25 protein-coding genes are annotated in these 26117 nt (G+C 72.8%); 13 read left to right on the forward strand and 12 right to left on the reverse strand.

What is annotated here, in order from left to right; translation table 11 throughout:
- Positions 1-77 precede the first annotated feature (77 nt).
- Positions 78-482 carry a hypothetical protein gene (locus ACWEQG_RS10070; protein ID WP_452283469.1) on the forward strand — a complete coding sequence of 135 codons (405 nt, stop codon included), beginning with the start codon at positions 78-80 and terminating at the stop codon, positions 480-482.
- Between the two features lie 58 nt (positions 483-540).
- Here ACWEQG_RS10070 and ACWEQG_RS10075 read toward each other — a convergent pair whose 3' ends face one another.
- Positions 541-2019 carry a PucR family transcriptional regulator gene (locus tag ACWEQG_RS10075; RefSeq protein ID WP_452283471.1) on the reverse strand — a complete coding sequence of 493 codons (1479 nt, stop codon included), beginning with the start codon at positions 2017-2019 and terminating at the stop codon, positions 541-543.
- A 228-nt stretch (positions 2020-2247) separates the two neighbouring features.
- Here ACWEQG_RS10075 and ACWEQG_RS10080 point away from each other — a divergent pair, with 228 nt between their 5' ends.
- From ACWEQG_RS10080 to ACWEQG_RS10095, 4 genes are all read left to right on the forward strand, one after another.
- Complete coding sequence (locus ACWEQG_RS10080) at positions 2248-3345, forward strand: alcohol dehydrogenase catalytic domain-containing protein (protein WP_452283473.1); 1098 nt, start codon at positions 2248-2250, stop codon at positions 3343-3345.
- 134 nt (positions 3346-3479) lie between these two features.
- Positions 3480-4913, forward strand: coding sequence for an APC family permease (locus ACWEQG_RS10085; protein ID WP_363468896.1), 1434 nt, complete (start codon positions 3480-3482; stop codon positions 4911-4913).
- A gap of 103 nt (positions 4914-5016) precedes the next feature.
- Positions 5017-6048: an MDR family NADP-dependent oxidoreductase gene (locus ACWEQG_RS10090; protein WP_452283475.1), complete on the forward strand. Its 1032-nt coding sequence runs from the start codon at positions 5017-5019 to the stop codon at positions 6046-6048.
- Positions 6049-6061: 13 nt separating this feature from the next.
- The gene (locus ACWEQG_RS10095; RefSeq protein ID WP_452283477.1) at positions 6062-6457 is read left to right on the forward strand and encodes a MerR family transcriptional regulator; all 396 of its coding nucleotides are present in this window, start codon (positions 6062-6064) and stop codon (positions 6455-6457) included.
- On the opposite strand, the gene ACWEQG_RS10100 is transcribed toward ACWEQG_RS10095, so the two are convergent.
- The 5 genes from ACWEQG_RS10100 to ACWEQG_RS10120 form a co-directional block, all read right to left on the reverse strand.
- On the reverse strand, positions 6436-8076 hold the full coding sequence (locus tag ACWEQG_RS10100; RefSeq protein ID WP_363468902.1) for a cell division protein PerM: 1641 nt from the start codon (positions 8074-8076) through the stop codon (positions 6436-6438). The two genes, ACWEQG_RS10095 and ACWEQG_RS10100, sit on opposite strands and share 22 nt — an antisense overlap.
- 171 nt (positions 8077-8247) lie before the next feature.
- A complete protein-coding gene (sucD, locus tag ACWEQG_RS10105) occupies positions 8248-9123 on the reverse strand; it encodes a succinate--CoA ligase subunit alpha (protein ID WP_363468904.1) in 876 nt (291 codons plus the stop codon).
- Complete coding sequence (gene sucC, locus ACWEQG_RS10110; RefSeq protein WP_452283478.1) at positions 9123-10304, reverse strand: ADP-forming succinate--CoA ligase subunit beta; 1182 nt, start codon at positions 10302-10304, stop codon at positions 9123-9125. The genes sucD and sucC overlap by 1 nt, the downstream gene beginning before the upstream one ends.
- Positions 10305-10461: 157 nt before the next feature.
- Positions 10462-10863, reverse strand: a complete 402-nt coding sequence (locus ACWEQG_RS10115) for a cobalamin B12-binding domain-containing protein (RefSeq protein WP_363468906.1) — start codon at positions 10861-10863, stop codon at positions 10462-10464.
- Positions 10864-10950: 87 nt separating this feature from the next.
- Entirely contained in the window at positions 10951-11397 is a 447-nt protein-coding gene (locus ACWEQG_RS10120) for a MarR family winged helix-turn-helix transcriptional regulator (RefSeq protein WP_452283480.1), read from the reverse strand.
- Between the two features lie 173 nt (positions 11398-11570).
- Between ACWEQG_RS10120 and ACWEQG_RS10125 the strand changes: the two genes are divergently transcribed.
- Positions 11571-12473 carry a hypothetical protein gene (locus ACWEQG_RS10125; protein ID WP_452283482.1) on the forward strand — a complete coding sequence of 301 codons (903 nt, stop codon included), beginning with the start codon at positions 11571-11573 and terminating at the stop codon, positions 12471-12473.
- Between the two features lie 339 nt (positions 12474-12812).
- Here the strand turns inward: ACWEQG_RS10125 and pcrA are convergent, their stop codons facing one another.
- A complete protein-coding gene (gene pcrA / locus ACWEQG_RS10130; RefSeq protein ID WP_452283484.1) occupies positions 12813-15086 on the reverse strand; it encodes a DNA helicase PcrA in 2274 nt (757 codons plus the stop codon).
- Between the two features lie 49 nt (positions 15087-15135).
- On the opposite strand from pcrA, the gene ACWEQG_RS10135 reads away from it, so the two are divergent.
- From ACWEQG_RS10135 to ACWEQG_RS10150, 4 genes are all read left to right on the forward strand, one after another.
- On the forward strand, positions 15136-15870 hold the full coding sequence (locus ACWEQG_RS10135) for a PIG-L deacetylase family protein (RefSeq protein WP_452283486.1): 735 nt from the start codon (positions 15136-15138) through the stop codon (positions 15868-15870).
- A 136-nt stretch (positions 15871-16006) separates the two neighbouring features.
- Complete coding sequence (locus ACWEQG_RS10140) at positions 16007-16501, forward strand: hypothetical protein (RefSeq protein ID WP_452283488.1); 495 nt, start codon at positions 16007-16009, stop codon at positions 16499-16501.
- 9 nt (positions 16502-16510) lie between these two features.
- Positions 16511-17701, forward strand: a complete 1191-nt coding sequence (locus tag ACWEQG_RS10145; protein ID WP_452283490.1) for a sensor histidine kinase — start codon at positions 16511-16513, stop codon at positions 17699-17701.
- Positions 17698-18375 (forward strand): response regulator transcription factor, encoded by a 678-nt coding sequence (locus tag ACWEQG_RS10150; protein WP_452283491.1) that lies wholly within the window; start codon positions 17698-17700, stop codon positions 18373-18375. The genes ACWEQG_RS10145 and ACWEQG_RS10150 overlap by 4 nt, the downstream gene beginning before the upstream one ends.
- Here the strand turns inward: ACWEQG_RS10150 and ACWEQG_RS10155 are convergent.
- The 5 genes from ACWEQG_RS10155 to ACWEQG_RS10175 form a co-directional block, all read right to left on the reverse strand.
- Entirely contained in the window at positions 18339-19109 is a 771-nt protein-coding gene (locus ACWEQG_RS10155; protein ID WP_452283493.1) for a CPBP family intramembrane glutamic endopeptidase, read from the reverse strand. The two genes, ACWEQG_RS10150 and ACWEQG_RS10155, sit on opposite strands and share 37 nt — an antisense overlap.
- Positions 19110-19160: 51 nt before the next feature.
- Positions 19161-19850, reverse strand: coding sequence for a neutral zinc metallopeptidase (locus ACWEQG_RS10160; RefSeq protein WP_452283495.1), 690 nt, complete (start codon positions 19848-19850; stop codon positions 19161-19163).
- 70 nt (positions 19851-19920) lie between these two features.
- On the reverse strand, positions 19921-21381 hold the full coding sequence (locus tag ACWEQG_RS10165) for a glutamate--cysteine ligase (RefSeq protein WP_363468925.1): 1461 nt from the start codon (positions 21379-21381) through the stop codon (positions 19921-19923).
- Between the two features lie 44 nt (positions 21382-21425).
- Positions 21426-22064 carry a response regulator gene (locus tag ACWEQG_RS10170; protein WP_169985309.1) on the reverse strand — a complete coding sequence of 213 codons (639 nt, stop codon included), beginning with the start codon at positions 22062-22064 and terminating at the stop codon, positions 21426-21428.
- Positions 22061-23236 (reverse strand): ATP-binding protein, encoded by a 1176-nt coding sequence (locus ACWEQG_RS10175; protein WP_452283927.1) that lies wholly within the window; start codon positions 23234-23236, stop codon positions 22061-22063. Before ACWEQG_RS10175 ends, ACWEQG_RS10170 begins: the two co-directional genes overlap by 4 nt.
- 143 nt (positions 23237-23379) lie before the next feature.
- Here ACWEQG_RS10175 and ACWEQG_RS10180 point away from each other — a divergent pair, with 143 nt between their 5' ends.
- From ACWEQG_RS10180 to ACWEQG_RS10190, 3 genes are read left to right on the forward strand one after another with little or no spacing between them, the layout of a single operon-like run.
- On the forward strand, positions 23380-25254 hold the full coding sequence (locus ACWEQG_RS10180; protein ID WP_452283497.1) for a PspC domain-containing protein: 1875 nt from the start codon (positions 23380-23382) through the stop codon (positions 25252-25254).
- Positions 25244-25450 carry a hypothetical protein gene (locus ACWEQG_RS10185; protein WP_169985145.1) on the forward strand — a complete coding sequence of 69 codons (207 nt, stop codon included), beginning with the start codon at positions 25244-25246 and terminating at the stop codon, positions 25448-25450. The genes ACWEQG_RS10180 and ACWEQG_RS10185 overlap by 11 nt, the downstream gene beginning before the upstream one ends.
- A 51-nt stretch (positions 25451-25501) precedes the next feature.
- A complete protein-coding gene (locus ACWEQG_RS10190) occupies positions 25502-26089 on the forward strand; it encodes a CGNR zinc finger domain-containing protein (protein ID WP_452283498.1) in 588 nt (195 codons plus the stop codon).
- The last annotated feature ends 28 nt before the right edge of the window (positions 26090-26117 follow it).

A 26117-nucleotide genomic window follows, 5' to 3' on the forward strand; every position in this document is an offset into this window, starting at 1 on the left:
TCGACGCAGCTAAAGCGTATCGGGCGCCGGCCATCACGACTTACGACGGGCTATGCGGAACGCGAGGCGAGGAGACCGTGACTACACCCCTACAGACGCCGGCCAATGTGACCGGAGGGCGCAGGGCTCTCGTCCTCGCCCTCATGGCGCTGGTGTTCACCCTGATGCTGCCGGCCGCCGGGCTGGCGCTGTCGATTTTCGCGATCGTCATCGCGATCCACGACCTGCGTCTGCTGAACCGGGAACGACGCGGGATCGGGATGGCGACCGGGGCCGTCGTGCTCTCGTCACTCGCGTTCGTCCTGGGACTGGTGACGACGGGATTCCAGCTCTACTTCTCCGACGAGCTCAACGCCTACACCGAGTGCCGCAAGGGCGCGGGGACGGTGACCGCCCAGCAGGAGTGCTCCGACCAGCTCATGCGGGCGTTCGAGCGCAAGCTCGGGGTGGCCTGGCCCGCCGGCGTCCCCGCCCCCGCCTGACGCACCTGGTCCTGCCGGGCGGTTGCCGGCCCGAGTACGGCGCCGTAAGCCGCACGCTCTAGGACGGTGCGTCGCCGAGCTGGAGCGCCTGGAGTGCGAGCCAGGCGATGACGCGGTCCTCGGTCACGGAGACCGACAGCCCGGTCAGCTCCTCCACCCGTGCCATGCGCTGGCGCAGCGTGTGCCGGTGGATGCCGAGCTGCGAGGACGCCGCTTCCCAGCTGCTGTTCTCGCTCAGGAAGACCCGCAGCGAGCGGAGCAGGACCAGGGTGGACTCGTTGTCCAGCAGCGGCAGGAGCGGGGAGGTGAGCGCCCCGCGCGCGGCCGGGTCGAGGTGCTGAAGGATCAGCCGCTGGGTCGGCAGCCCGGCGAACTCGACCACGGGCCGGGCGTCCGCCACGGCCACCGCGAGCGCCTGCTCGGCCTGCCGTTTGCTGAGCAGGCCGGAGACCGGCGGCTGAGGAGTGCCGATGCCGCACCGCGCCGGGACGCCCTCCCGCTCGACCGCGTCGGACACCCGCGCGGTCCACCGCCCCAGCTCGTCCTCCGGCAGCAACACGGTGACCTGGGACGACTCCGAGCTGACCAGCGGAGGCAGGTCCAGCTCCGCGCACCACTCCAGCACGTTGTCCTCCAACGGGACGGCACGCGATCGCGAGCGCAGCAGCGCGACGGCGACGTTCCCGGCGAGGAGATTCCAGCGGGCCGACACCCGCGCGACGAGCGCGGGATCGCCCGACATCAGCGCGTCCACCGCGTCGGCCCGGGCCAGACCCCATGTGTCGCCACCGCTCAAGGGGTTGAGGGCGAGGTCGAGCAGGAGCGCGGCATGCTGCGCCAGCTTCCGGGTCAGCGTGATCCGGTCCGGGCGGGGCGCGACCACGAGGTGGGCACGGGGCCGGACCGGATCGCCCACGCCGTACACGGTCAGGGCGGGGTGCCGGATGCGGGAACGCTGACCGAGCGCCGCGGCCCGGGCGTCGTCGATGTGGACCCGTGCGGCGCCCACGGCCGCGTGGATCTTTCCGTGCCGGTCCAGCAGCACGGCCCAGCTCTCGATGCGCGCGGCGAGCGTCGCCACGACCCCCTGCGCCCCGGCGCTGCGCGCCACCATCGTCATGCTGGAGACGCCCTCGGCGATCAGCCGCGCCTCCGCGGCTCCGGTCCGCAGCAGGTCGGCGTTGACGTGATAGGTGATGTCCTGGAACGCCACGGCGCCGGGGATCTCCAGCACGGCCATGCCGTGCTCCGCGGCGCCTTCGACCAGCGCCGGCGGGACGGACGGGTGGCGCACCCCGATGCCGAAGCCGAGCGCGGCCACCCCCGCCCCGGCCAGCCTCGCCGCGTACGCCGCCGGGTCGCCGGCCCTGTCCAGCTCCAGGCCGAGGGTGAGGATCATCTCGCCGCCGCGCAGCCAGGGCGTCGGATCGGCCAGCTCGGATATGTGCGTCCAGCGGATGGGGCGATCCAGGCCCGTCGTCCCCGTCGGCACGCGCAGCCGGAACCGCTGCGCGATGTCGCCCGCCGTCTCCAGCACCCGGCATCTCCCCTCTCCGGAGCACGCGACATCCCGTCGCGAACTGACGCAGTGTCACCGTGACATCGCCCTGCGACCGGCGCGAAGTATCGGATCGGCGCACTGATCGCAGGTGGATGGACATTTGGCCAGCTGCCGCGGCGACGCCCGCGTCCCTAGCCTGAACCCTGTTTCAGTAACACCGGGTGACGGCAGGGCTGTTCCCCGGGCCCCGAGGAAGGGAGCAGTATGCGCGCCGCGGTATTCGAATCCGCCGACCGGCCCGTCCGGGTCGAGCAGGTGGAGCTCGCCCCTCCGGGTCCGGGCGAGGTCCGCGTGAAGATCGCCGCGGCCGGGGTCTGCGGCTCGGACCTGCACGTACGCCGCGGCGAATGGGACGTCCCGCTCCCCCTGGTGATGGGGCACGAGGGCTCCGGCGTGGTGACCGAGCTCGGCCCGGGGGTGACCAGCCTGGCGGAGGGCGACCACGTCGTCCTGTCCTGGGTCGCCCCGTGCGGGCGATGCCGGTACTGCCGGTCCGGGCACGAGGCGCGCTGCCAGGTCGCGGCGACCGTGGTCGCGCCCGGAGGCGTCCTCCAGGACGGCACCAGCAGGCTGAGCCGGAACGGGGAGACCCTCTACCACTACCTCGGGGTGTCCTCCTTCGCGGAGGAGGCCGTGGTGCCGGCGTCCGGCGCCGTCAAGATCCGCGAGGACGCCCCGCTGGACACCGTGGCCCTGGTCGGCTGCGCGGTGGCCACCGGCGTCGGCGCGGTGACCAACACGGCCGCCGTCCTGCCCGGCAGCACGGTCGCCGTCATCGGCTGCGGCGGGGTCGGGCTCTCCGTCGTCCAGGGCGCCAAGCTGGCCGGGGCCGAACGGATCGTCGCGATCGACACCCGTGCCGAGAAGACGGCGCTCGCGATGACGCTCGGGGCCACCGACCAGCTCTCCGGCGCCGGCGCGACCGGCCCCGAGGCGCTGCGCGACCTGCTGCCGGACGGCGTCGACTACGCCTTCGACGCGGTCGGCCACCAGGCCACGCTGGAGTCGGCGATCCAGATGCTCGGCCTGGGCGGCGCGGCGGTGGCCGTGGGCCTGCCGCCCAAGGGCACGCTCGCCCGGTTCGACCCGCTCGTCCTGGCCGAGGCCGACCAGCGGATCCTCGGGTCCAACTACGGAAGCGTCCGCCCCGCCATCGACATCCCGGCGCTGGTCGACCGCTACATGGACGGCCACCTGCAGCTCGACCAGCTCGTCAGCAGGCGCACGACGCTCGACGAGGCCGCCCACGCCCTGGACGCCCTGGCCAGTGGCGAGGCGCTGCGCACCCTGCTCGTCCCCTGATCCCCTCCCCGTCACCCACCGCCCCTCCCCGTCACCCACCGACCCGCGCCCGGATCCGCCGCCGCGGGTCCGGGCCCTGCCGCCCGTCCGCGCCTCCGGCTCGCCGAGGCCCCGTTCGTACAAGGAAACCCCGCATGACACAGACCACCGCCTCCCACCGCCAGCACGGGCACGGGCTGCGGCGCGGGGCGATGTCGGGCGGCGAGGTCGTCGCCCAGGCCATCGCCAACATCGCCCCGAGCGCGGTCATCGCGTTCTCCGTGGCCGGAATCTTCGCCAGTGCCGGCAACGCGTCCTGGCTGTCGTTCACCCTCGCCACCGTGGTCATCCTCGCCGTCGGCTACTGCATCTCCCAGTTCGCCAAGCGCCGGGCCTCGGCCGGCTCGCTGTACAACTACGCCGCCCAGGGGCTCGGCCCGCTCGGCGCGTACGTCACCGGCATCACGCTGATCATCGGCTGTTTCGGCATCGCGTCCGGCTCCCTGGCCGGCGCCGTCTACCACTTCAACGCCTTCCTGTCCGGGATCGGGCTGACGATCGACAACACGCTGTGGAACGTCGTGCTCGCGATCGTGATCGGCGGTCTCGCCACGCTGTTCACCGTGTGGGGCATCCGGATGTCGGCGCGCATCTCGCTCGTCCTGGAGGTCATCTCGATCGCGATCATCACGGTGATGCTGGTCATCGTGCTGTTCGCCGGGGACGGGCCGGTATTCGACAGCAGCCAGCTCAGCCTCGACGGCGCCACGCCGCACGGCATCGCGGTCGGCATGGTGCTGGCGATCCTCGGGTTCGTCGGCTTCTCCAGCTCCGACGCCCTCGGCCGCGAGGCGCGCAACCCCTTCAAGGCGATTCCCCGGGCCATCATGTGGAGCGCCGCGGGCGTCGGCCTGCTGTACATCTTCGCCTCGTACACGCAGGTCGCGGGCTACCGCGCGCTGGGCGACCTGGGCACGAGCGGCAACCCGCTGGACGAGCTCGCGGTGGCCGTCGGCATGCCCGGCTGGTTCCGCCCGGTGCTCAGCCTCGGCGTCACTGCGTCGTTCTTCGCGGTCGTGGTCGCCCCGATCAACGTGATCGGCCGCATCGTCTTCGTCATGGGCAAGGAGGGCGTGCTGCCCGCGTCCCTCGGCCGGACCCACCGGACCCAGCAGACCCCGCATCGGGCGATCCTCGCGGTCGCGCCGATCGCCGTCGCCCTGACCGCGCTGCTCTTCGCGCTCGGTGTGGACGGCATGGAGATCGTCGTCAACGTCGACACCTACGGCACGTACGGCTACATGGTGGCCTACGCCGTCGTCGCGCTCGCCGCGCCGATCTTCCTGCGGCGGGAGCGCGCGCGGGCGCGGCTCATCTGGCCGTGCGTGATCGTCTCGGTGGTCGGCATGGCGTACGTCTTCTACGTCAACGTCGTGCCGTGGCCGGCCTGGCCGCTGAACTTCGTGGTCCTCGCCTTCCTCGTCACCGTCGCCGTGGCCCTCGTCTGGTACGGCTACCTCCGCGCGGCCCGGCCGTCGGTCGCCCAGACCATCGGCACGACCGAGACCGACTTCGCCGAGATGGCCTGACGACCACGCCGTGCCCGTTTGCCTTTGACGCGTGGGTCAGGGGTTACCGTCGCGGGGCCGCGCGGCCGCACCGCGCGTTCCCTCCGACACCGTGGGAGTTCCCATGCCAGAATCCCCGTTGCCAGAAACCCCGCCCCGCGTCTCACGGGAGATCCGGCTCGCCGAGGTTCCGTCCGGCCTCCCCGGCCCCGAGCACCTGACCGTCGCCGAGGTCCCGCTGCCCGTGCCCGGGGCCGGCGAGGTCCTGGTGCGCAACCGCTGGTTCCAAGTCTTCCCCTCGCTGCGGACGCTGATCGCCGGAGGCGTGCCGGGCACGCCCTTCCCCCCGCTGCGTCCCGGCGACGCGTTGTTCGGCCCCGCCGTCGGCGAGGTCGTCACCGCCCCGGCAGGCGGCCGCCTGCGTCCGGGCGACCTGGTCACGCACTTCCGGGGCTGGCGCGAGTACGCCGCGGTCCCCGCCTCCGCGCCGCTGGGTGACTCCCTGCCCGACCCGGCCGCGCACCTGGCGCCGGGCGCCACCGCGTACGCCGCCCTGACCCGGATCGCCCGCCTCCGCGCCGGTGAGACGGTTTTCGTCACCGGGGGCGCCGGAGGCGTCGGGTCGCTCGCCGGGCAGATCGCCCGGCAGCTGGGCGCGGCACGCGTGATCGGCAGCACCGGCTCACCGGCGAAGGCCGGGCGCATGACCGCCGAGCTCGGCTACGACGCGGTCGTGCTCCGCGACGGCGGTCCCATCGGCGCGCAGCTGGCCGAGGCGGCGCCCGGCGGCGTCGACGTGGTCGTCGACAACGTCGGCGGCGAGCAGCTCCGGGCCGCGGTGGCCGCGGCGCGGCCGGGCGCCCGCCTCGTCGTGGTCGGCACCCTGGCCACCCAGCTGTCGGCCGCGGCCGACGGCACGACGGCCCCGGTGGAGCTGGACGCCTTCCAGCTCATCGCCAGGAACATCACCGTCCGCGGGTTCACCGGCGTCGACGCCGAGACCGGCGCCGAGTGGACGGAGCGCTTCGGCGCCTGGCTCCGCTCGGGCGCCGTCACCTTCCCCCACGCCCGGATCGCGGGCATCGAACGCGCGCCGCTGGCGTTACGCGAGTTGTTCGACGGACGGCACGTGGGAACGGTCGTCGTGGAGACCTGAGCGAGGAGGCCCCATGCGGATCGGCGACGCGGCGGCGGCGGCCGGGACCACCCCACGCGCGTTGCGCCTGTACGAGCAGCGCGGGGTGCTCCCGCCGCCCCGGCGTACGCCGGCGGGCCAACGCGAGTACGGCCCACGGGAGATCGCCCGCATCCGCCTGGTGCGGCAGTTGCTCGCCCTCGGCCTGACCATCGAGGACGTCGCCCGCTGCGCCGACCGCCTGGACCTGCTGGAGGGCGACACGCTCCCGCCGTACGGCAGCCCCGGCTGCACCGGCGGCAGCGGTGTCGTGCAACGCCGGATCGCCACCCTGGACGCCGAGATCGCCCGCCTGACGGAGCTGCGGGACCGCCTCGCCTCGTCCGTCACCGAGCGGCCAGGGACGGATCAGTCGCGATCCCAGGCGTAGGGATCGACGTAGATGACGTGACCCCCGCGGTCGTCGGTCTCGTCCACGATGTCCTTGCGCGGCTTCGGCGGAGGACTCGCCGCGGGCTTGCGCGGTTTGCCGGAATCGCGGGAGGTGGCCCGGGGCCGCCGCGCGCTCATGTCGTCGAACGTCTCGGCGGCCGCGGCGGCGTGCTCGTCGGTCCAGTCGTCCCTGATCACGGGAATCGGCTGCGTCTCCGCCTCGGTGGCGTCCAGCCAGTGGCCCGGCAGGTGGGCGCCGCGAGTGGGCCGGACCCGGCCGGCCGCCTTGGCGATCACGGCGCCGGCCTTCCGCACCGGCTCGGGCGGAGTGGCCGGCCTCCGGGAGATCAGCCACCAGTTGGCGATGCCGGCCGAGATGCCGGCGGCCACGCCGACCTCGAGCGCGACCGAAAGCGCCACCTCCCAGGGAGACGGCCCGACGGCGGCCAGACCCGCACCGCCGAGCGGACCGCCCGACAGCGCGGCGAGCGTCCCGGCGACGAGGCCGGTGGTGACGCCGCAGACGAACCCCCATAGGGGCGCGGCCTCGAACGACGGGGTCGGGGCGACGCGGGCCGTCACCACGCCGGCGACGGCCCCGGCCGCGAACGGCACGGCGATCACGCCCATGACCCAGGCGGGCGCCGCGCCGGACGACGGCAGGGCGCCCAGCAGCGGCAGCATGGGCACCGCGCTCAGCTTGACCCCGGTGGGCGCGACCAGTGTCCCGGCGCCCACCGCGAAACCCGGCCCCGAGATGTAGGCCATGCCCCAGATCACGGCGTTGAAGAAGTAGAGGACCTCCAGGAGCAGGAGCAGCAGGCCGCCGACCACTCCGGGGCTGAGGACCTCCGACATCTGCTCGATCCTGGCGAAGTTGACCGCCACGGCCCCGAGGACCAGCACGGCCCCGGCCAGGAGCATCACCGAGATCGCGACGGCCGTACCGGAGACGAGCGACCGTGGCCGCTCGGGGAGCAGGCGCAGCATCGACCGCCACGGCCCGATCGTGCGGGCGGTGGCCACCGACCCGGTGACGAAGGCCAGCAGCAGATGGCTGACCAGCGCCTCCCCGAGGAACGGCCGCATGACCTCGTTGCCGGAGACGAGGGCGATCACCCCGGCGAGCAGCGCGTACGGCGCGGCCAGCGAGATGCCGGCCTGGGCGATGAGCACGAGCTGGGCGCGGCGGCGGGCGTTCTCGACGTCGCGGGGCGTGCCCTTGGGCAGCCGGGCCGGCATCCGCACCCGCAGGTCGGCGTCGCGCGCCATCCACAGGCCGGCCCGGTAGAGCAGCGCCCCGGGCAGGATCATCAGCCCGATGGGCAGCAGGCCCACCCGGCCGCCGGGGATCGCGAAACCGGCGTGGTGGGCGGCGAGCCAGAGCTGGCAGGCCGTACGGAAGACGCCGGGCAGGCCCTCGCCGAACGGCCCTCGGGGCGCGGCCATCCAGCCGATGAGCGTGACCGTGGTGAGCACGGCGAGGCCGACACCGAGCGTCCCGACCGCGGCCAGCATGCCGGAGACGGGGAGCGGACGGCGGGTCTCCTCGTCGTCGCCGCCCCGGCCGAGCACGGCGCGGGGGGCGGTCCTGAATTGATCGAGAAGGCCCGTCACGCTACCGCATCATCCCAGCCCCGCCGCTCTCCTCCACGCCGCCACGCCGAGGAGTACGCAATCCGGACGCATCGCCGCGCCTACCCGGCAGGGGCCGGAGACGACCGCGACCTTGCGCTCGCACCGCCGCGGCGGTGGGAGCGCAAGGACGACAGCCGGGCGCGTGCGCGATCAGCGGCTGGACATGATCTCGCGCATGAGGCGGGCAGTCTCGCTGGGAGTGCGGCCGACGCGGACGCCGACCTTCTCCAGGGCCTCCTTCTTGGCCTGGGCGGTGCCGGCGGAGCCGGACACGATCGCGCCGGCGTGGCCCATGGTCTTGCCCTCGGGCGCGGTGAACCCGGCCACGTAGGCGACGACCGGCTTGGTCACGTGCTCGTCGATGTAGGCCGCGGCGCGCTCCTCGGCGTCGCCGCCGATCTCGCCGATCATCACGATCGCGTCGGTCTCCGGGTCCTCCTGGAACGCCTTGAGGGCGTCGATGTGCGTCGTGCCGATGACCGGGTCGCCGCCGATGCCGACGCAGGTGGAGAAGCCGATGTCACGCAGCTCGTACATGAGCTGGTAGGTCAGCGTGCCCGACTTCGACACCAGGCCGACGCGGCCCTTGGTGGTGATGTCGGCGGGGATGATGCCCGCGTTGGACGCGCCGGGCGAGGCGATGCCGGGGCAGTTCGGCCCGATGATCCGGGTCTTGTTGCCCTTGGAGACGGCGTACGCCCAGAACTCGGTCGTGTCGTGGACCGGCACGCCCTCGGTGATGACCACGCACAGCGGGATCTCGGCGTCGATGGCCTCGCGGACGGCGGCCTTGGTGGCGGCCGGGGGCACGAAGACGACGGACACGTCGGCGCCCGTCTGCTCCATGGCCTCCTTGACCGTGCCGAAGACCGGCAGGCCCTCGTGCGTGATGCCGGCCTTGCGGGCGTTCACGCCGCCCACGACCTTGACGCCGGCGGCGAGCATGCGGCGGGTGTGCTTGGTGCCCTCACCACCGGTCATGCCCTGAACGATGATCTTGCTGTTCTCGGTGAGCCAGATAGCCATTACGCACCTACCGCGGCGAGCTGTGCGGCGCGCTTGGCCGCTTCGTCCATCGTGTCGACCAGCTCGACCCGCGGCAGCGCGGCGTCGGCCAGGATCTGCCGCCCCAGGGCGGCGTTGTTGCCGTCCAGGCGGACGACCAGCGGGTGGGTCACTTCCTCGCCCCGGCTCTGCAGGAGCTGGAAGGCCGAGACGATGCCGTTGGCGACCGCGTCGCAGGCGGTGATGCCGCCGAAGACGTTCACGAAGACCGACTTCACGGACGGGTCGGACAGGATGATCTCCAGGCCGTTCGCCATGACCTCGGCCGAGGCGCCACCGCCGATGTCGAGGAAGTTGGCCGGCTTGGGCTGTCCGGGGAACTCCTCGCCCGCGTACGCCACGACGTCGAGCGTGGACATGACCAGGCCCGCGCCGTTGCCGATGATGCCGACGTTGCCGTCCAGCTTGACGTAGTTGAGGTGCTTCTCCTTGGCCCGGGCCTCCAGCGGGTCCTCCGCGGCCTTGTCGACGTACGCGACGTGCTCCGCCTGGCGGAAGTTCGCGTTGTCGTCGAGGGTGACCTTGCCGTCGAGCGCCTTCACCTGGCCGTCGGCCGACAGGATCATCGGGTTGACCTCGACGAGCGAGGCGTCCTCGTCGACGAACACGGCCCACAGCTTCTCGATCAGCTCGGCGGCGCCGTCCAGCGCCTGCTGCGGCAGGCCGCCGGCCACCGCGATCTCGCGGGCCGTGGCCCGGTCGACGCCCGTCAGCGGGCTGACCGGCACCTTCGCCACCTTCTCCGGCGCGGTGTGCGCGACCTCCTCGATGTCCATGCCGCCCGAGGCGGAGCAGATGGCGAGGAAGGTGCGGTTGGCGCGGTCGAGGAGGAAGGAGAAGTAGTACTCCTCCGCGATCTGGCTGGCCTCCTCGATCAGGACCTTGTGGACCGTGTGGCCCTTGATGTCCATGCCGAGGATCTGCGCCGCCTTCGCGTGCGCGTCGGCGGCGTCGTCGGCCACCTTCACGCCGCCGGCCTTGCCGCGCCCGCCGGTCTTGACCTGGGCCTTGACGACAACGCGTCCGGTGAGCTGCTCGGCAGCCGCCCGCGCCTCCTCCGCGGTGTGCGCGACGATTCCGCGCGGCACCGGGATGCCGTACTCCGCGAAGAGCTCCTTCGCCTGATGTTCGAACAGGTCCACGAGGGTCCGTCCCTTTTGATGTCCGAGGCCGGGCGCCGTCGTCCCGCCCGGCGTTTCCGCGCATGAAGCCTAGTCCCCGTGGCGGCGTGACCACGTCATCGGGTCCCACTGACGCCTTGCCAACAACCCTCAAGTACGGCAAGGTTGGGCAAAATGCCTAAACGGTGGCTGGAACCGCCGAACGGACCCATTCCACGATCTCCTGGGTCGTGGACCCGGGCGTGAAGATCCTGGCGACTCCCATCGTGTGCAGTTCGGGAATGTCGGCATCAGGGATGATCCCACCGCCGAACACCACGATGTCCTCGGCCCCCTCCTCGCGCAGCACCTCGAAGAGCCGGGCGAACAGCGTCATGTGGGCGCCGGACAGGATGGACAGCCCGATGGCCGCCGCGTCCTCCTGGATCGCCGTACGGACGATCTGCTCCGGGGTCTGGTGCAGTCCCGTGTAGATGACCTCCATGCCCGCGTCGCGCAGCGCCCGCGCCACCACCTTCACCCCGCGGTCGTGCCCGTCGAGCCCCGGCTTCGCGACGACGACCCGAATCCTGCCTGCCATGAAGACCTCCCGCAGATGGTGCTCGCTGCCCGAAGCGTAACCGCCGCGCGCCGCCTCCCCGCGGAACGGCCCCGTCTCCGGAGCCGGTCAGCCGTCCGCCGGACCGTCCCGGAGCAGCGCGCGCAGGCCGTCCACGAGCCCCTGCCTCTCCTGCGGCGTCATCGTGCGCACGGCCGCCGCGAGCGGGTCGTCGTCGCACCCGGCGTCGTCGCGGCCCGCGCCGCCGGCGGCGGCACGCCCCGCCTCGGTGATCCGGACGTAGACGCGCCTCCGGTCGCGCTGGTCGCGCACCCGCGCGACCAGACCCCGGCCCTCGACGCGGTCGAGGAGTTCGGTGGCCGCGGCCCGCGACAGCCGCAGACGCCCGGCCAGGTCGCCCACGGTGAGCGGCCCGTACGACACCAGGTGACGCAGGACCGACACCATTCGGGCGGTGAGATCGCGGCCCGGAAGCAGGCGACCGGACGTGCGCAGTCGCCGGTGGACGGCGGGGTAGAGCCGGGATATCTCCTCCACCGCCGCGTTCTCCTCCATGGCGTCCTTTCGCTACGAACATTTCGCGGCGAAATAATAATCAGCCCGCATACCGGCCCACTAGCTGAAAACTCACAGGAAATGTGGATTTTCGTAACTGTCTTGTGATCATGAGCCGCGAAGATTTCCGGGCTGCCCTTTCGATCATGAGGGCACTTACGGGAGGAATCACTTTGAAGCGAGCAATCATGGCGCTGGCGTGCGCCGCGACGGCCGCGCTCGTGGCGCCGGCCGTCGCCGCCCCCGCGCAGGCTCAGACCTCGGCGCAGGCGCCGGCCCCCGCCGCCGACCCGGTGGCGGCGCTCCGCAAGCAGTTCGTCGCCGGACACGGCGTGCGGTACGTCTCCACGAGCACGATGAGCATCCTCGGCATCCCGGCCATCAAGGTCACCTCGAACGGCGGCTACGCCTTCGGCCGGTCCGGCATCGCCGCCGCCGACACCACGCAGAAGGTCAAGTACAGCGACCTGCTGAAGGACGAGGACGAGGACCTGAAGGGCGCGGAGGACCCCGTCCGCACGATCGTCATCGGCAGGACCGTCTACTACTCCGGCGGCGTCTTCGCGGACCTGCTTCCGGAGGGCAAGACCTGGGTGCGGATCCCCGGCCAGCGGCCGGACTCCGCGCTGAGCGCGGGCGGCTACTTCAACGCCGCCGACTGGCGCAGCCTCAAGGCGGTCCTCGCGACCACCAAGGCCAAGGGGCCGGGCGGCAGCGTCAACGGCGCGAAGACCACGCTCTACCGCGGCACCATCACCTTGGGGCAGCTCATGAAGGTCAGCCCGGGCCTGAAGGACGGCCTCGCCGGCCTGGGGAGCAACCCCGGCAAGACCGTGGTGTCCTGGAAGCTGTGGGTCGGCTCCGACCAGCTCGTCCGCCGCGTCTCGGCCACCGCCGACCTGAAGTCGAAGGTCGAGGGCAAGTCCGTCACCTTCACCCTGTCCGACGTCACCACGTTCGCCGGCTGGGGCAGGAAGGTCACGGTCAAGGCGCCGCCGAGGAGCCAGGTCGCCAACCTGAGCGAGCTCGACAGCGACCTGCCGGACACGCAGGGCCCCGTCATCCTGCCCGACTGATCCGCACGATCGGGCACGGCTGAGGCACGGCTGAGCTCCGCGCGATCGAACCCCGCGCGCGGCGTGGGGCGGAGGCGGCCGGCCCCGGGTGATCACACCCGGGGCCGGCCGTTTCGCTCCACCCCGCCGGCCGCGTCTCCCGGGCCTCGCCACCGGCGGCGCGTCCACCGCTCAAACAGCGTCCACCGGTAAGACAGCGCCCATCGGTCAGACAGCGTCCACCGGTCAGACAGCGCCCATCGGTCAGACAGCGCCCACCGCTCAGACGGCGACCGCCGGGGACTGCGGCAGCGCCCGCGGCGCGCGGAGACGGGTCAGCGGTTGATCAGAGCCTGTCGATCAGAGCTTGTCGATCGGGGCGTAGGCGAGCAGCAGGGTCTTCTCGCCCTCGCTACCGAAATCGATCTTCACACGCGTCTTCTCGGCCTGGCCGTCCACCGCCACCACCGTGCCGAGCCCGAAGGTGTCGTGGGTGACCCGGTCTCCCGGCGACAGGTTCGGCACCTGCCGGCCGCCGGTCTTCTGCGCGGGAGCCGTACGGGCGGCCGGGCGGGAGGTCGCGGCGGACCAGGCGGTCTTGCCCGGGTCGCCGCGCCAGTCGAGCAGGTCGCCCGGCACCTCCGACAGGAAGCGCGAGGCGGGGTTGAACGACGGCGCGCCCCACGCCGAGCGGACCGCCGACCTCGACAGGTAGAGCCGCTCCTTGGCCCGGGTGATGCCGACGTACGCCAGCCTGCGCTCCTCCTCCAGCTCCTTCGGGTCGTTGAGCGAGCGCATGTGCGGGAAGACGCCGTCCTCCATGCCCGTGAGGAACACCACGGGGAACTCCAGGCCCTTGGCGGTGTGCAGGGTCATCAGCGTGACCACCCCGCCGTGGTCGTCGCCGTCGGGGATCTGGTCGGCGTCGGCGACCAGCGAGACCTGCTCCAGGAAGTCGACGAGCGTGCCCTCCGGGTTGGCCTCCTCGAACTCGGCGGCCACCGAGATCAGCTCGTTGAGGTTCTCCAGCCGGCTCTCGTCCTGCGGGTCGCCCGAGGTCTCCAGCTCCGTGCGGTAGCCGGTGGCGCTCAGCACCTCCTCCGCCAGGTCCGACAGCGGAAGCTCCTTGGCGCGCAGCTCGTCCAGCAGGGCGACGAAGTCGCGGATCGCGTTGAGCGAGCGGGTGGCCACCCCCGGCGCCTCGTCGGCCCGGCGCAGCGCCTCCCAGAAGCCGATGCGCTCGCGATTGGCGAACGCCTCCACCATCGCCTCGGCACGGTCGCCGATGCCGCGCTTGGGCACGTTGAGGATGCGCCGCAGCGAGACCGTGTCGTTCGGGTTGGCCAGGACCCGCAGGTAGGCGAGCAGGTCCTTGACCTCCTTGCGCTCGTAGAACCGCACCCCGCCCACGACCTTGTACGGCAGGCCGGTGCGGATGAAGATCTCCTCGAACACCCGGGACGCGGCGTTCGTGCGGTAGAAGACCGCCACGTCGCCGGGGGTGACCCCGTGGTCGTCGCCGAGCCGGTCGACCTCCTGCGCGACGAACATGGCCTCGTCGTGCTCGTTGTCGGCGACGTAGCCGATGATCTTCGCGCCCGCACCCTGGTCGGACCACAGGTTCTTCGGCTTGCGGCCCTCGTTGCGGGAGATGACCGAGTTGGCGGCGTTCAGGATCGTCTGCGTGGAGCGGTAGTTCTGCTCCAGCAGAATCGTCCGCGCCTCCGGGTAGTCGCGCTCGAACTCCAGGATGTTGCGGATCGTCGCGCCGCGGAAGGCGTAGATCGACTGGTCCGCGTCGCCGACGACCACCAGCTCCGACGGCTCGACGCCCTCCCGCACCACGTCGCCGTCGGCGGTGCGCACCTCGGGCCGGCCGACCAGTTCGCGGATCAGCATGTACTGCGCGTGGTTGGTGTCCTGGTACTCGTCGACCATCACGTGCCGGAACCGCCGCCGGTAGTGCTCGGCCACCTCGGGGAAGAGCTGGAACAGCGTGACCGTCAGCATGATCAGGTCGTCGAAGTCCATCGCGCCGGCCTCGGTGAGCCGCCGCTGGTAGGTGCGGTACGCCTCCGCGAGCGTGCGCTCCAGATGGGTCGAGGCGCGGTCGGCCGCCGTCTCGTAGTCGATCAGCTCGTTCTTGAAGTTGCTGACCTGGGCCGAGAAGGACCGCGGCGGGTAACGCTTGGGGTCGAGGTCGAGCTCGCGGCACACCATCGCCATGAGCCGCTGGGAGTCGGCCTGGTCGTAGATCGAGAAGCTGGAGGTGAAGCCCAGGCGCTTCGCCTCGCGCCGCAGGATCCGCACGCAGGCGCTGTGGAACGTCATGACCCACATGGCCCTGGACCGCGGCCCGACGAGCTTGTCGACCCGCTCCTTCATCTCGCGGGCGGCCTTGTTGGTGAAGGTGATCGCGAGGATCTCCCCCGGATGGACGCCGCGCTCCGCCAGCAGGTACGCGACACGGTGCGTCAGCACCCTGGTCTTCCCGGAGCCGGCCCCGGCGACGATCAGCAGCGGACTGCCCTGGTGGGTGACGGCGTCCCGCTGCTGCGGGTTGAGGCCGTCGAGCAATGGATGAGTGGCGGCTCGGGTGGACACTCTCCTTAGGTTATGGCCGCGCACCGACATCCGGGGCCCACTCGCCCGGCAAGTCACGTTTAAGGTGATGTGCCACACCATGAGGAGGCTGCTCGTGCTGGACGAGGCGGAAATCAAGAAGGTCCTGGTGGTCGTCGCGCACCCCGACGACATCGACTTCGGCGCCGCGGGAACGGTCGCCAGACTGACCGACTCCGGCGCGGAGGTCGTGTACTGCCTGGTCACGGATGGTGACGCGGGCGGATTCGACCGGGCGGTGGACAACGGCGGCATGGCCGCGCTGCGCCGCGCCGAGCAGACCGCCGCGGCCAAGTGCGTGGGCGTCGGCGACCTGCGCTTCCTGGGCTACCAGGACGGCGTGGTCGAGCAGACGCTCGGCCTGCGGCGGGACATCACCCGGGTGATCCGCCAGGTGCGGCCCGACCTGGTCGTCACCTCGAGCCCCGACCGGAACTACGAACGGCTCGGCCCCAGCCACCCCGACCACCGCGCGGTCGGCGGAGCCACCCTCGACGCGGTCTACCCCGACGCGCGCAACCCGTACGCCTTCCCCGAGCTGCTGGCCGACGAGGGCCTCGAGGCCTGGACCGTCCGCGAGGTGTGGCTCACGGGTGGGATGACCGTCGACCATTACGTCGACGTCACCTCCACGGTGGACCGCAAGATCGCGGCGCTGCGCGCGCACGAGAGCCAGACCGCGCACATCCCCGACCTGGACGGCATGGTCAAGGGCTGGCTCGCCGGCCACGCCGCCGCCGCGGGCCTCCCCGAGGGCTCGTACGCGGAGGCGTTCCAGCGGGTCGTCACCGCCTGAACCCCCGCCCCGGGGCCCTCCGTCCACCCGGGGGTGGAGATCGGGCGCTCAGCGGCCCTGCCCGCCCGGTTCTCCACCCCCGCTTTCCACCCTGGCGCCGATCCGCTCCGCGTCCGTTCTTCCTACGGTTCCACGCATGCAGACAGCGCAGATCATCGTCATCGCCCTCGCCGCGGTCGCCCTCGTGATCTACCGGCAGATGACGCCGCGACCCGCCGCCAGGCGCGTCGGCCTGATCATCTCCGCGGCCATGGTCCTGGCCGGGCTCGCCGCCGGCGGGGACAGGCTCGTCGACCCCCTCCACCCGGTGCTCGCCGTCGCCCTGCTCGCCGCGGGACTCCTCGTGGCCGCGGGTCTCGGCGCGCTGCGGGCGGCGACCACCCGCGTCTGGCGCGACCAGCACGGCGTGGCGTGGTCGCAGGGCACCGTCATGACGCTCCTCGCGTGGGTGGGTTCCATCGCCGTCCGGGTCGCGATGATCTTCCTGACCGCCGTCCTCGGCGTGACCTCGCCCCAGGCCTCCGTGCTCCTGTTCATCGGGGTGACCCTCGGCGTGCAGTTCCTCATGGTCGCCCGCCGGGCGAGCGCCCTGCCGGGCACCGCCGTCCCCGGTGTCCAAGCGGCCCGCTAACGTCGGGACGTGCTCAGACGTGACCGCTCGCGCCCTCCCGGCCACCCGGACGGGAGCCCGGGAGGTTCGGAGGCCCACCGCAGGAACGCGATCGCCGGCGGGTGCCTGCTGGCGGCGCTCACCGCGATGCTGATCGGCGGGCAGGCGACCACCGCACCGGGATTCGGCCTGACGGGCGAGCGGCTCGCCGTCACCGTGCTGACGGCCGCCGTCGCCGTCGTCCTGGCCATGATGATCGTGCTCCGGCTGCGGCCGGCCGTGCTCCCGCGCCGCCGGGACACGGGTCGCGCGCAGGCCGTTCTTCTCGCCCTCGTGATCGTGCCGGCCCTCGTCCTCGACGCGGTCTCGAAGGGCGGCAGCCCGGCCGTCGCCGTGGTCATGTTCGCCACCGGGGCGGCGGCCGTACGGCATCCGCTCAGCCGATCGCTGCCGATCCTGCTGCTCGCCCTGGCGGGGCTCGGGGCGGTCACCATGGGCGTCATGTCACCCCTGGCCCCCGCCGTACCGGCCGATCGGGGCGTCAGCCTGGGCGTCTCGCTCTGCGTGGTCTTCACGGTCGCCTACGCGATCAGGCAGCGCAGGGCCGCGACCGCCGCGCAGGCGGGCGAGGCCGTGCTGGCCGAACGCGCCAGGATCGCCAGGGAGATCCACGACATCCTCGCGCACTCCCTGTCGGCGCAGATCGTGCATCTCGAGGGCGCCCGGCTGCTGCTGCGCGCCGACCGGTCCGAGGAGGCGCTCGACCGGGTCGAACGCGCCCGCGAGCTGGCCAAGAACGGCCTGGAGGAGGCCCGCAGGGCCGTCGCGGCGCTGCGGGACGACACCCCGCCGCTCCCCGCCGCGCTGGACGCGCTCGCCGAGGAGTTCCGCGAGGCCACGGGCAGGGAGTGCACGCTCGACATCCGCGGCCCGCGACGCCGCCTGCCCCCGGAGATCGAGCTCGCGATGATCCGTACCGCGCAGGAGGCCGTCACCAACGTGCGGCGGCACGCGCCCGGCTCCCCCGCCGCCGTACGGCTGGACTTCCGCGGCGCCGAGTGCGAACTGGAGGTCGTCAACCCCCCGAGTGACGCGCCGGGAACGCCGGGTGGAGGATACGGTCTCGTGGGCATGCGCGAACGGGCCGAGCTTCTCGGCGGCACTCTGGAGGCCGGCGAGGTGGAAGGCGGCTTCCGGGTCAGGCTGCGGGTGCCGGCGTGACCGCCCGCGTGCTGGTGGTGGACGACCAGGCCGTGGTGCGCGACGGGCTCGTGCTGCTGCTCGGCCTGCTGCCGGAGATAGAGGTGGTGGGGTCGGCGGCCGACGGCGAGGCCGCGCTCCGCCTGGTCGCGGACGAGCGGCCCGACGTGGTGCTCATGGACCTGCGCATGCCCCGCATGGACGGTGTGGAGGCCACCCGCAGGATCCGGACCGGCTTCCCGGACACCCAGGTCGTGGTGCTCACGACGTACACCGACGACGAGTCGGTCTTCGCCGCGCTGCGGGCCGGGGCGCGCGGCTTCCTCACCAAGAGCGCGGACGCCGAGGAGATCGCCCGCGCCGTGACCACGGTGATGAACGGCGACGCCCAGCTCGACCCCGGCGTGCAGCGCCGTCTCCTGAACACCGTCACCGCCCCGCCCCCGGAAACGCCCGGCCCGGCCGCCGCGCCGGCTCCCCCGCCGCCGGACGGGCTGACGCCGCGCGAGGCGGAGGTCCTGCGGCTCATCGCCCGTGGCCTGTCGAACGCCGAGATCGCCGCCACTCTGTTCATCGGCGAGGCCACGGTCAAGACGCACATCAACAACCTCTTCGCCAAAGCCCGTCTCCGGGACCGGGCCCAGGCGGTCGCGTACGCCTACCGGACCGGCCTGGCCGACTCCCGCGAGGGCTGATCCAGCCGACGGGCCACCCGGGCGGCGGCGTAGCCGAGGGAGTTCGTCGCGAGGTGGAGCAGCGCGGGTGCGAGCAGCCCGGCGCGGTGGCGCAGCCCGTGGAACACGAGCCCGGCGAGCGCGGTGGACACCACCGTCCCCGCCACCAGCCGTCCCGTCTCCACCCGGCCGCCCCGCCGCCCGTCCACCGGGCCGGGTTCCGGACAGGCCCCGTCCGGGGTCTCCCCGGCGGCCAGACGGCCGAGGGCGGGGTTGGCCCGGGCCATGTCCATCGCGGGCAGCACGTGCCACAGTCCGAACAGCGCGGCCGAGACGGCGACCGCCGTACCGGCCGGGAGCGAGCGGCCGAGCACGGCGGGCAGCACGCCGCGGAAGCCCGCCTCCTCCAGCAGCACGGTCCCGAACGGCACCTGCACCAGGGCCTCCTCCAGCACCCGGCGGCGCGGCAGCGCCAGCGCGCGCTCGTCCTGGAACAGCGCGCGGGTGCCGGGCAGCGCCACGCCGGCCGCGTACACGGCCGCGACACCCGCGGCGAGCGCGCCCCCGGTCACGGCGCCCGCGCGGGCGTCCCGGAAGCCCAGCTCGTGCCAGGTCAGACCCTCGCGCCGGGCCAGCACCAGCAGTGCCCCCGTCGCGACCGCCGAGGTCACCGGCGCCCACCGCCTGGCGACCCGGTTGTTGAGCACGTTCGCCGCCGCGAGCACCCCGAGACATCCCACCAGCGCAGGCTTCACCCGTCCTCCGTCCCCACCGTCGACGCCCCCGTCAGCATGCCGTACGACGCCTCAGCAGGTCCCCACACCCTCGTTGTAGCCGTGGGCGAAGTACTGCTGGCGCAGCTCGGGCGATCCGTGGGCGTCCGGCGCCCACCAGACGTCGGTGGGGTCGCCCGCCGCGCGGATGTTGGTGAGCAGTTCCTCCTCGTCGCCCTGCTCCGCGTTCAGCGCCCCCACGCGGATCAGGCCGCTCAGCGAGGCGCCCGCGTAGCAGTCGGCCTGCAGCTCCCGCTCCACGTTGAAGCGGAAGTCCTCGACGAGCTGCGCCTGCACGGCGTGACCCAGTTCGTGCGGGATCACGACGTAGACCGCCCCGTCGCCCATCCGGTCGTACATCGCCTCCAGCCAGACCGCGTCGTAGGCGATGAAGTGGCCGTACGGGCAGTAGAAGGCGTTCTCGGGCACGGCCGGCTGACCACCGCAGTCGGGGCCGCCGCTCCCCCGGTAGGCCACGAAGCGGGTGATCGGGCGGTACGTCTCCCCGCTCTCCCGGAAGCGGCGCGACCAGAACCACTCGGTGAGGCAGCGGGCGAGCTTGATGTCGCCGGGGAAGTCGTCGCCGTCGCCGGCGCAGGGCGTCCTCCCCCCGGACGCCGCGTCGCCCGGCTGCGCCCGATCGGGCGGGGAACCGGTGAGCGTGCCGCAGGAGGCGAGCAGGGTCACTGCTAGCAGGAAGGCGGCGGGCACTCGGCGGGTCATTTCCGTCTGACTACCCATTAAGGCGACAAAGATTTGCCCGCCGCCCATGCCGGTCACCGATTCGGGAACTTCACATACCCCAGGTGTGGACGGGCTCGTTGGTGTGCATGTGCTGCAGGTAGCGCAGGGTCATGCGGCGCAGCGCCTCGTGGTCGCCGCCGAACGCGCGGGCCGTCCTGACCTGCCAGTCCGCCCCCGTACGGCCGGTCACGCAGCGCCGCTCGATGATGCCGAGCAGCCGGTCGCGCTGGACCGGGTCGACCTCCCACAGGTCGAGCCCGTGGTAGGCCATCGGCAGCAGCCTGCGCAGGATCAGCTCGGCGGCGGGCACCTCCCCCAGGCCCGGCCAGTAGAGGCGGGCGTCGAGGCCGTACCTCGCGGCGTTGCGGAGGTTGTCCTCCGCGGCGGCGAAGGACATGCGCGTCCACACGGGCCGCTCGGCCGAGGGAAGCACGCGCATGAGCCCGTAGTAGAAGGCGGCGTTGGCCGCGATGTCGACCACCGTCGGCCCGGCCGGCAGCACGCGGTTCTCCACCCGCAGGTGGGGGACGCCGTCCGAGACGTCGTAGACGGGCCGGTTCCAGCGGTAGACGGTGCCGTTGTGCAGCCGCAGTTCGTGCAGCTCGGGCACCCCGCCCTCGTCCAGCACCTGCCTCGGGTCCTCCTCCTCGCACAGGGGCAGCAGCGCGGGGAAGTACCGGACGTTCTCCTCGAACAGGTCGAAGACCGACGTGATCCACCGTTCCCCGAACCACACGCGCGGCCGCACGCCCTGGGCCTTCAGCTCCTCGGGCCGGGTGTCGGTGGCCTGCTCGAACAGGCTGATCCTGGTCTCGCGCCACAGCTCCTTGCCGAACAGGTACGGCGAGTTGGCCGCCACCGCGACCTGCGGACCGGCGATGACCTGGGCCGCGTTCCAGTGGTCGGCGAAGGTCCCGGGGCTGACCTGCAGGTGGAGCTGCACGCTCGTGCACGCCGCCTCGGGGGTGATGCTGTCGGCGTAGGTGTCGAGCCGGTCCACCCCCTCGATCATGAGGTGCAGGTCCTCGCCCCGGGCGGCGAAGATCTGCTCGTTCAGCAGCTTGTAGCGGGGGTTGGCCGACAGCGTCCCCTCGCTGACGTCGGTCTCGCGCAGCGTCGGCAGGATGCCGACCAGCATGAGCTGCCCGCCGACCCGCGCCGCCCGCTCCTGCGCCCGGTTGAGGCGCAGCCGTACGGACTCCTCCAGCAGGCGGCTGCCCTCGCCGGACAGCACCTGCGGCGGGATGTTGATCTCGACGTTGAACTGCCCCAGCTCCGTCGCCCAGTCGGGCTCGGCGATGGCGGCCAGGACCTCGGCGTTCTTCATCGCCGGCTCGCCCCGGGAGTCGACCAGGTTCAGCTCGATCTCCAGGCCCATCTGGGGCCGGTCGAACCCGAACCGCGACTCCCGAAGCATCTCGTCCAGGACGTCCAGCGACAGCTTCACCTTGTCCCGGTAGCGACGGCGGTCCTCCCGGGTGAAGGAGACGGAGGGTACGTCACGGCCCATTCATCGAGCGTCGCACGCCGGAGGGCGATCGCACCAGACGGGGTTCAGACCAGACGTCGTGCGGTGGCCCAGCGCGACAGCTCGTGGCGGTTGGACAGCTGCAGCTTGCGCAGCACGCTCGACACGTGCGTCTCGACGGTCTTCACCGAGATGAACAGCTCCTTGGCGATCTCCTTGTAGGCGTAGCCCCGGGCGATCAGCCGCAGCACCTCGCGCTCCCGCTGGGTGAGCGAGTCGAGCTCCGGGTCGATGGGCGGGGCCTCCGTCGAGGCGAACGCGTCGAGGACGAAGCCCGCCAGCCGCGGCGAGAAGACCGCGTCGCCCTCGGACACGCGGATGATCGCGTCGGTCAGCTCGGTGCCGCTGATCGTCTTGGTCACGTAGCCCCGGGCGCCGCCCCGGATGACCCCGATCACGTCCTCGGCCGCGTCCGACACCGACAGGGCGAGGAAACGCACCTGGGAGCCCGAGCCGAGCACGCGCCGCAGCACCTCCTGGCCGCCGCCGCCCGGCATGTGCACGTCGAGCAGCACCACGTCAGGCTCCAGCTCGGCGATCGCCTTCACGGCCGACTCCACGTCCTCGGCCTCGCCGATCACCTGGATCGAGGGGCCGAGCTCGGCCCGTACGCCGGAGCGGAACAGCCGGTGGTCGTCGACGATGAGCACGCGTACGGTCTTCATTTTTCCCTCTTCATGGTCAGCATGACCTCGGTTCCGTCGCCGGGCTCGGTCCTGACCCGGGCGCTTCCCCCGTTGCGCTCCATCCTGCCGATGATCGACTGGCGGATGCCCATCCGGTCCCCGGGGACGTCGTCGAGCACGAAGCCCTTGCCCCGGTCCCGGATGAACACCGTCACCTCGTCGGGCTCGACCTCGGCGTAGACGGAGACGGTCGGAGCCCCACTGTATTTGCACGCGTTGACCATCGCCTGCCGGGCGGCGTGCAGCAGGGCCACCAGGCCCTCGTCCAGCTCGCAGTCGCCCACGCAGACGACCTCGATCTGCACGCCGTGGGCGTCCTCCTCCTCGGCCGCGACCCGCCGTACGGCCGCGGCGAGAGTGGCGTCGGCGTCCTGCTTGGGCTGGTACAGCCAGTTGCGCAGCTCCCGCTCCTGCGACCGGGCGAGCCTGGCGACCTCCCGCGCGTCGTGCGCGTTGCGCTGGATCAGGGTGAGCGTGTGCAGCACCGAGTCGTGGACGTGGGCGGCCACCTCGGCCCGCTCCTCCTGCCTGATGCGCTCGGTGCGCTCACGCTGGAGCTCCTTGACGAGCGAGGCCAGCCAGGGCGCGGCGATCATCAGCATGCCGCCGACGACGACCGCGGTGAACACGAGCCCGGTACTGGCCTTGGCCAGCTCGCCGCTCGCGGCCAGGAAGCCGATCGCGCCCACGACGACGAGCAGCGCCCCGATGCCGGTGCGCACCCAGGTCGTGCTGACCTGCTTGACCGCGCCCGACATCCACCGCTGCCGCCGTCCCGGGTCGGCCTGCTGCCACAGGATCAGCGCACCGATGCCGCCGACCGCGATCGGCCACATGCCGAACCCGCCGCTGGAGGCGCCCGTCAGCCAGGCGAAGCTCGCCAGGGCCAGCCACAGCACGCCGTACGCGGCGAGCTGGCCCCAGTCGCGGGCCGGCTCGCGGCCCTTCACCTCCTCCTTGGGGGTGAACATCCACAGCGCGGCGTACGCCACGAGGCCCAGCCCGTCCACGACGGTGAGCAGCACGAACGCGAGACGCAGCACGACGGGGTCGAGCCGCAGTTGGGCGGCGGCGCCCTGCGCGACGCCCGCGACCACCCGGCCGGGAAGGGGCCGGACCATCCGGGGGTACGCCGCTGGGGCGTTAGGCATCTCAGACATCTCGGGAAGCATCGTCACACGTCACCGGCCGTAAGCGCATCAGGGCATGCCCTGACGCCGTCCCTGAGGGGTCGGGGACGAGTCAGGGGTTCCCCCGATGGCAGGGGTACGGCGGGCGACGCCAGGATGGGACCATGACCGAGGCACCATCGACCCCCGCTTCCGATCCCGCCGGCCCGCCCGAATCCGAGAAGGTGCTGTGCCGCTCCCGGGACGGTCGCATGATCACGGGTGTCTGCGCGGGCCTCGGCAGGTTCACGGGCATGGACCCCGTGCTCTTCCGGGTCGGTTTCGCGGTGCTGGTCCTCGCCTCCGGCACCGGCGTCCTGCTGTACGTCGCGGCGTTCCTGCTGATGCGCCAGCCGGACGGTGGCCCCGGCCACCTGGAGCAGTGGACCCGGCGGCTGTTCGACGCCGAGACCGTGCTCGCGCTGCTCGCCGCGGTCTTCGCGTTCGGCCTGATCATCAACGTCGCCTCCGGGGGGATCAACCGCGGCACGATCGTGGTCGGCACGCTGCTGGCCATCGTGCTGATGGCCGCCCACGCGCGCGGCGTCGACCTGCTGACCATGGCCAAGTCGATGCCCGACCGGGCGACCGGACGGCGCGGCATGACCCGTGCCGCCCCGAACTTCGCGCCCTTCGCTCCGCCGCCCGCGCGGGAGCCGTACGGGGCCGGCGTGCCCGGGGCGGGAGCGCCGCTGCCGGAGACGCCGCTGCCGGAGACGCCGCTGCGGGAGACGCCCGCGCCGACGCCGCCCGGCGCCGCCGGGCAGGCGCCCGCGACGGGCACCGCGGAGCCCGGCCCGGCCGCCCCCGGCGCGACCGCGGACGACACCGCGATCCACGACACGACCGCGATGGGGGCGGCCGTGGACGACACGCTGGTCCAGGAGGCCGTCGCCGGGGACGCGGCGGCGCGCGCCGACGGCGACCCGCCGACCCGGCCCTTCGAATCCGTCGCCCGTCTGGCCGCGGAGCCCGCGCCCGGCGCGAACGCCCCCGGCCCGATCGGCTCCGGCGCGGACACGCCCGGTGCGGACGTGCCCGGCCAGGCCCACCCGGGATCGGACCGCCACGGGGCGCCGTCCGGCTGGGCGTCCGGATCACCGGGACCCTCCGTCTCCGCCCATCCGGCCGGCGACGGCTACCGGCGGCTGTCCGACCTGGCCCGCGAGGCGCGGGAGGGCACGTACGGCCACGGCGGCGCCCAGAACGCCCGGCACGGCGCGCCGGGGCACCGAGCCGGGGGCCACGGATACGGATCGGGAGAGCCCTTCGCCCCGCACGGCCCCTACACGATGCGGGAGCCGCGCCAGCCCTACGGCTCGCCCTACGCGCCGGGCCCCTACACGCCTGCGACGCCGCCGCCCCCGCGGCCGCCGAAGCCCAGGCGTCCCCGGTCGTTCGTCGGCGGCCTCACCATCTGCCTCGCCCTGATCGTTGGAGGGATCTTGGTCACCATGGAGCGGACCGGCTCAGGCACGGTCGGCCTACCGGTCGTCGGGGGGGCGGTCCTCGTCACGATCGGGGCGGGCCTGCTGGTGGCGACGTGGTTCGGCCGGGGCGCGGGGCTCGTCGCCGCCGGGACGATCGTGGCCCTCGTACTGGTGGGGAGCTCGACCATGAACGGCATCCCCCGCAAGATCGGCAGCTTCGTCTGGCACCCCGTCGGCTCCGTCCAGTCGCCCGGCACGTACGAGCTGGGAATCGGCGAGGGCAAGCTCGACCTCAGCGATGTCACGCTCAAGCCGGGCGGCCGGGTCAGGTTCGACGCCTCGGTGTCGCTGGGACAGCTCACGGTGATCGTCCCGACCTCCGCTCGCGTCGAGGTGCACGGCTCGGCCAAGCTGGGCGAGGTGAAGATCGACCACAAGGTCGAGGACGGCACCGACGTGCGGTTCGACCGCATCCTGGAGCCGGAGACGCCCGTCGAGGGCGACGCGCCCACGATCGAGCTGCACGTCAAGGCCGGGCTCGGCGACGTGGAGGTGCGCCGTGCCGCGTGAGTCCCGGCCCGAGCGCCCGCGCCGGGTGCACCGTACGGACTGGATGTCCCTGCTGTGCGGCCTGCTGTTCATCGGCATGGGCATCCGCTATCTGACCGGGCCCGACCCCGACGCGGTCGTCATGGCGCCCATCCTCGTCGGGGGGCTCGGCTTCGCGGCCTTCGTCGCCATCCTCGCCAAGGTCATCCGCCGCTGAGGCCGCCCTTCTCTCACGGCGGGGCCCGGCCACCCGCGTTAGACTGAGCCGATGTCCTCCCTGCTGGCCCTGGAATTCGTGAGCACCGTCCGCGCGGACCGCTCCGGCCTCGTGGACGCACTGGAGGACGTCGGCGGCCTGACCGCCTGGGTCGGTGACCACGCGTCCGATCTCGGCATCGCCCCCGCCACGTTCGCCGCCACCGCCGAGATGCTCGACGAGGTCGTGGCGCTACGGCAGGCGGTCCGCGCGCTGTTCGCGCGGGCCGTCTCCCCCGGGCCGCCGAGCGGCGCGGACGCGGCCCGGCTGCCGGCATTCGAACCCTCCCTCGATCTCGTCAACGCCACCGCGGCGGCGGTGCCCGTCGCTCCCCGGCTCGAGTGGCCGCCGGACGACGTGCCGCACGCCCGGACCCTGCCGGCGCGGGCCGCGGGCGACTCCGCCCGCCTGCGCGCGACCCTCGCGTCCGCCGCGATCGACCTGCTGTCCGGGCCGCACCGGGAGCGACTCCGCGCCTGTCCGGCCCCCCGCTGCGTGCTGTATTTCGTCAGGGAGCATCCGCGCCAGGAGTGGTGCTCCGTGGCCTGCGGAAACCGCGCCCGCGCGGCTCGCCACTACCGCCAGCACAAGAACGCCTGACCCCTCCGCGTCCGCCGTTCCGATCGAA

The sequence above is a fragment of the Microbispora sp. NPDC004025 genome (assembly GCF_053604425.1).

Bases quoted from the DNA above. Each gene is read 5' to 3' on its own strand.
- ACWEQG_RS10080 (WP_452283473.1), top strand. From the start codon at position 2,248: ATGCGCGCCGCGGTATTCGAATCCGCCGACCGGCCCGTCCGGGTCGAG.
- ACWEQG_RS10085 (WP_363468896.1), top strand. From the start codon at position 3,480: ATGACACAGACCACCGCCTCCCACCGCCAGCACGGGCACGGGCTGCGG.
- ACWEQG_RS10090 (WP_452283475.1), top strand. From the start codon at position 5,017: ATGCCAGAATCCCCGTTGCCAGAAACCCCGCCCCGCGTCTCACGGGAG.
- ACWEQG_RS10095 (WP_452283477.1), top strand. From the start codon at position 6,062: ATGCGGATCGGCGACGCGGCGGCGGCGGCCGGGACCACCCCACGCGCG.
- sucD (WP_363468904.1), bottom strand. From the start codon at position 9,123: ATGGCTATCTGGCTCACCGAGAACAGCAAGATCATCGTTCAGGGCATG.
- ACWEQG_RS10115 (WP_363468906.1), bottom strand. From the start codon at position 10,863: ATGGCAGGCAGGATTCGGGTCGTCGTCGCGAAGCCGGGGCTCGACGGG.
- ACWEQG_RS10120 (WP_452283480.1), bottom strand. From the start codon at position 11,397: ATGGAGGAGAACGCGGCGGTGGAGGAGATATCCCGGCTCTACCCCGCC.
- pcrA (WP_452283484.1), bottom strand. From the start codon at position 15,086: ATGTCGGTGCGCGGCCATAACCTAAGGAGAGTGTCCACCCGAGCCGCC.
- ACWEQG_RS10135 (WP_452283486.1), top strand. From the start codon at position 15,136: ATGAGGAGGCTGCTCGTGCTGGACGAGGCGGAAATCAAGAAGGTCCTG.
- ACWEQG_RS10140 (WP_452283488.1), top strand. From the start codon at position 16,007: ATGCAGACAGCGCAGATCATCGTCATCGCCCTCGCCGCGGTCGCCCTC.
- ACWEQG_RS10160 (WP_452283495.1), bottom strand. From the start codon at position 19,850: ATGACCCGCCGAGTGCCCGCCGCCTTCCTGCTAGCAGTGACCCTGCTC.
- ACWEQG_RS10165 (WP_363468925.1), bottom strand. From the start codon at position 21,381: ATGGGCCGTGACGTACCCTCCGTCTCCTTCACCCGGGAGGACCGCCGT.
- ACWEQG_RS10170 (WP_169985309.1), bottom strand. From the start codon at position 22,064: ATGAAGACCGTACGCGTGCTCATCGTCGACGACCACCGGCTGTTCCGC.
- ACWEQG_RS10175 (WP_452283927.1), bottom strand. From the start codon at position 23,236: ATGCCTAACGCCCCAGCGGCGTACCCCCGGATGGTCCGGCCCCTTCCC.
- ACWEQG_RS10180 (WP_452283497.1), top strand. From the start codon at position 23,380: ATGACCGAGGCACCATCGACCCCCGCTTCCGATCCCGCCGGCCCGCCC.
- ACWEQG_RS10190 (WP_452283498.1), top strand. From the start codon at position 25,502: ATGTCCTCCCTGCTGGCCCTGGAATTCGTGAGCACCGTCCGCGCGGAC.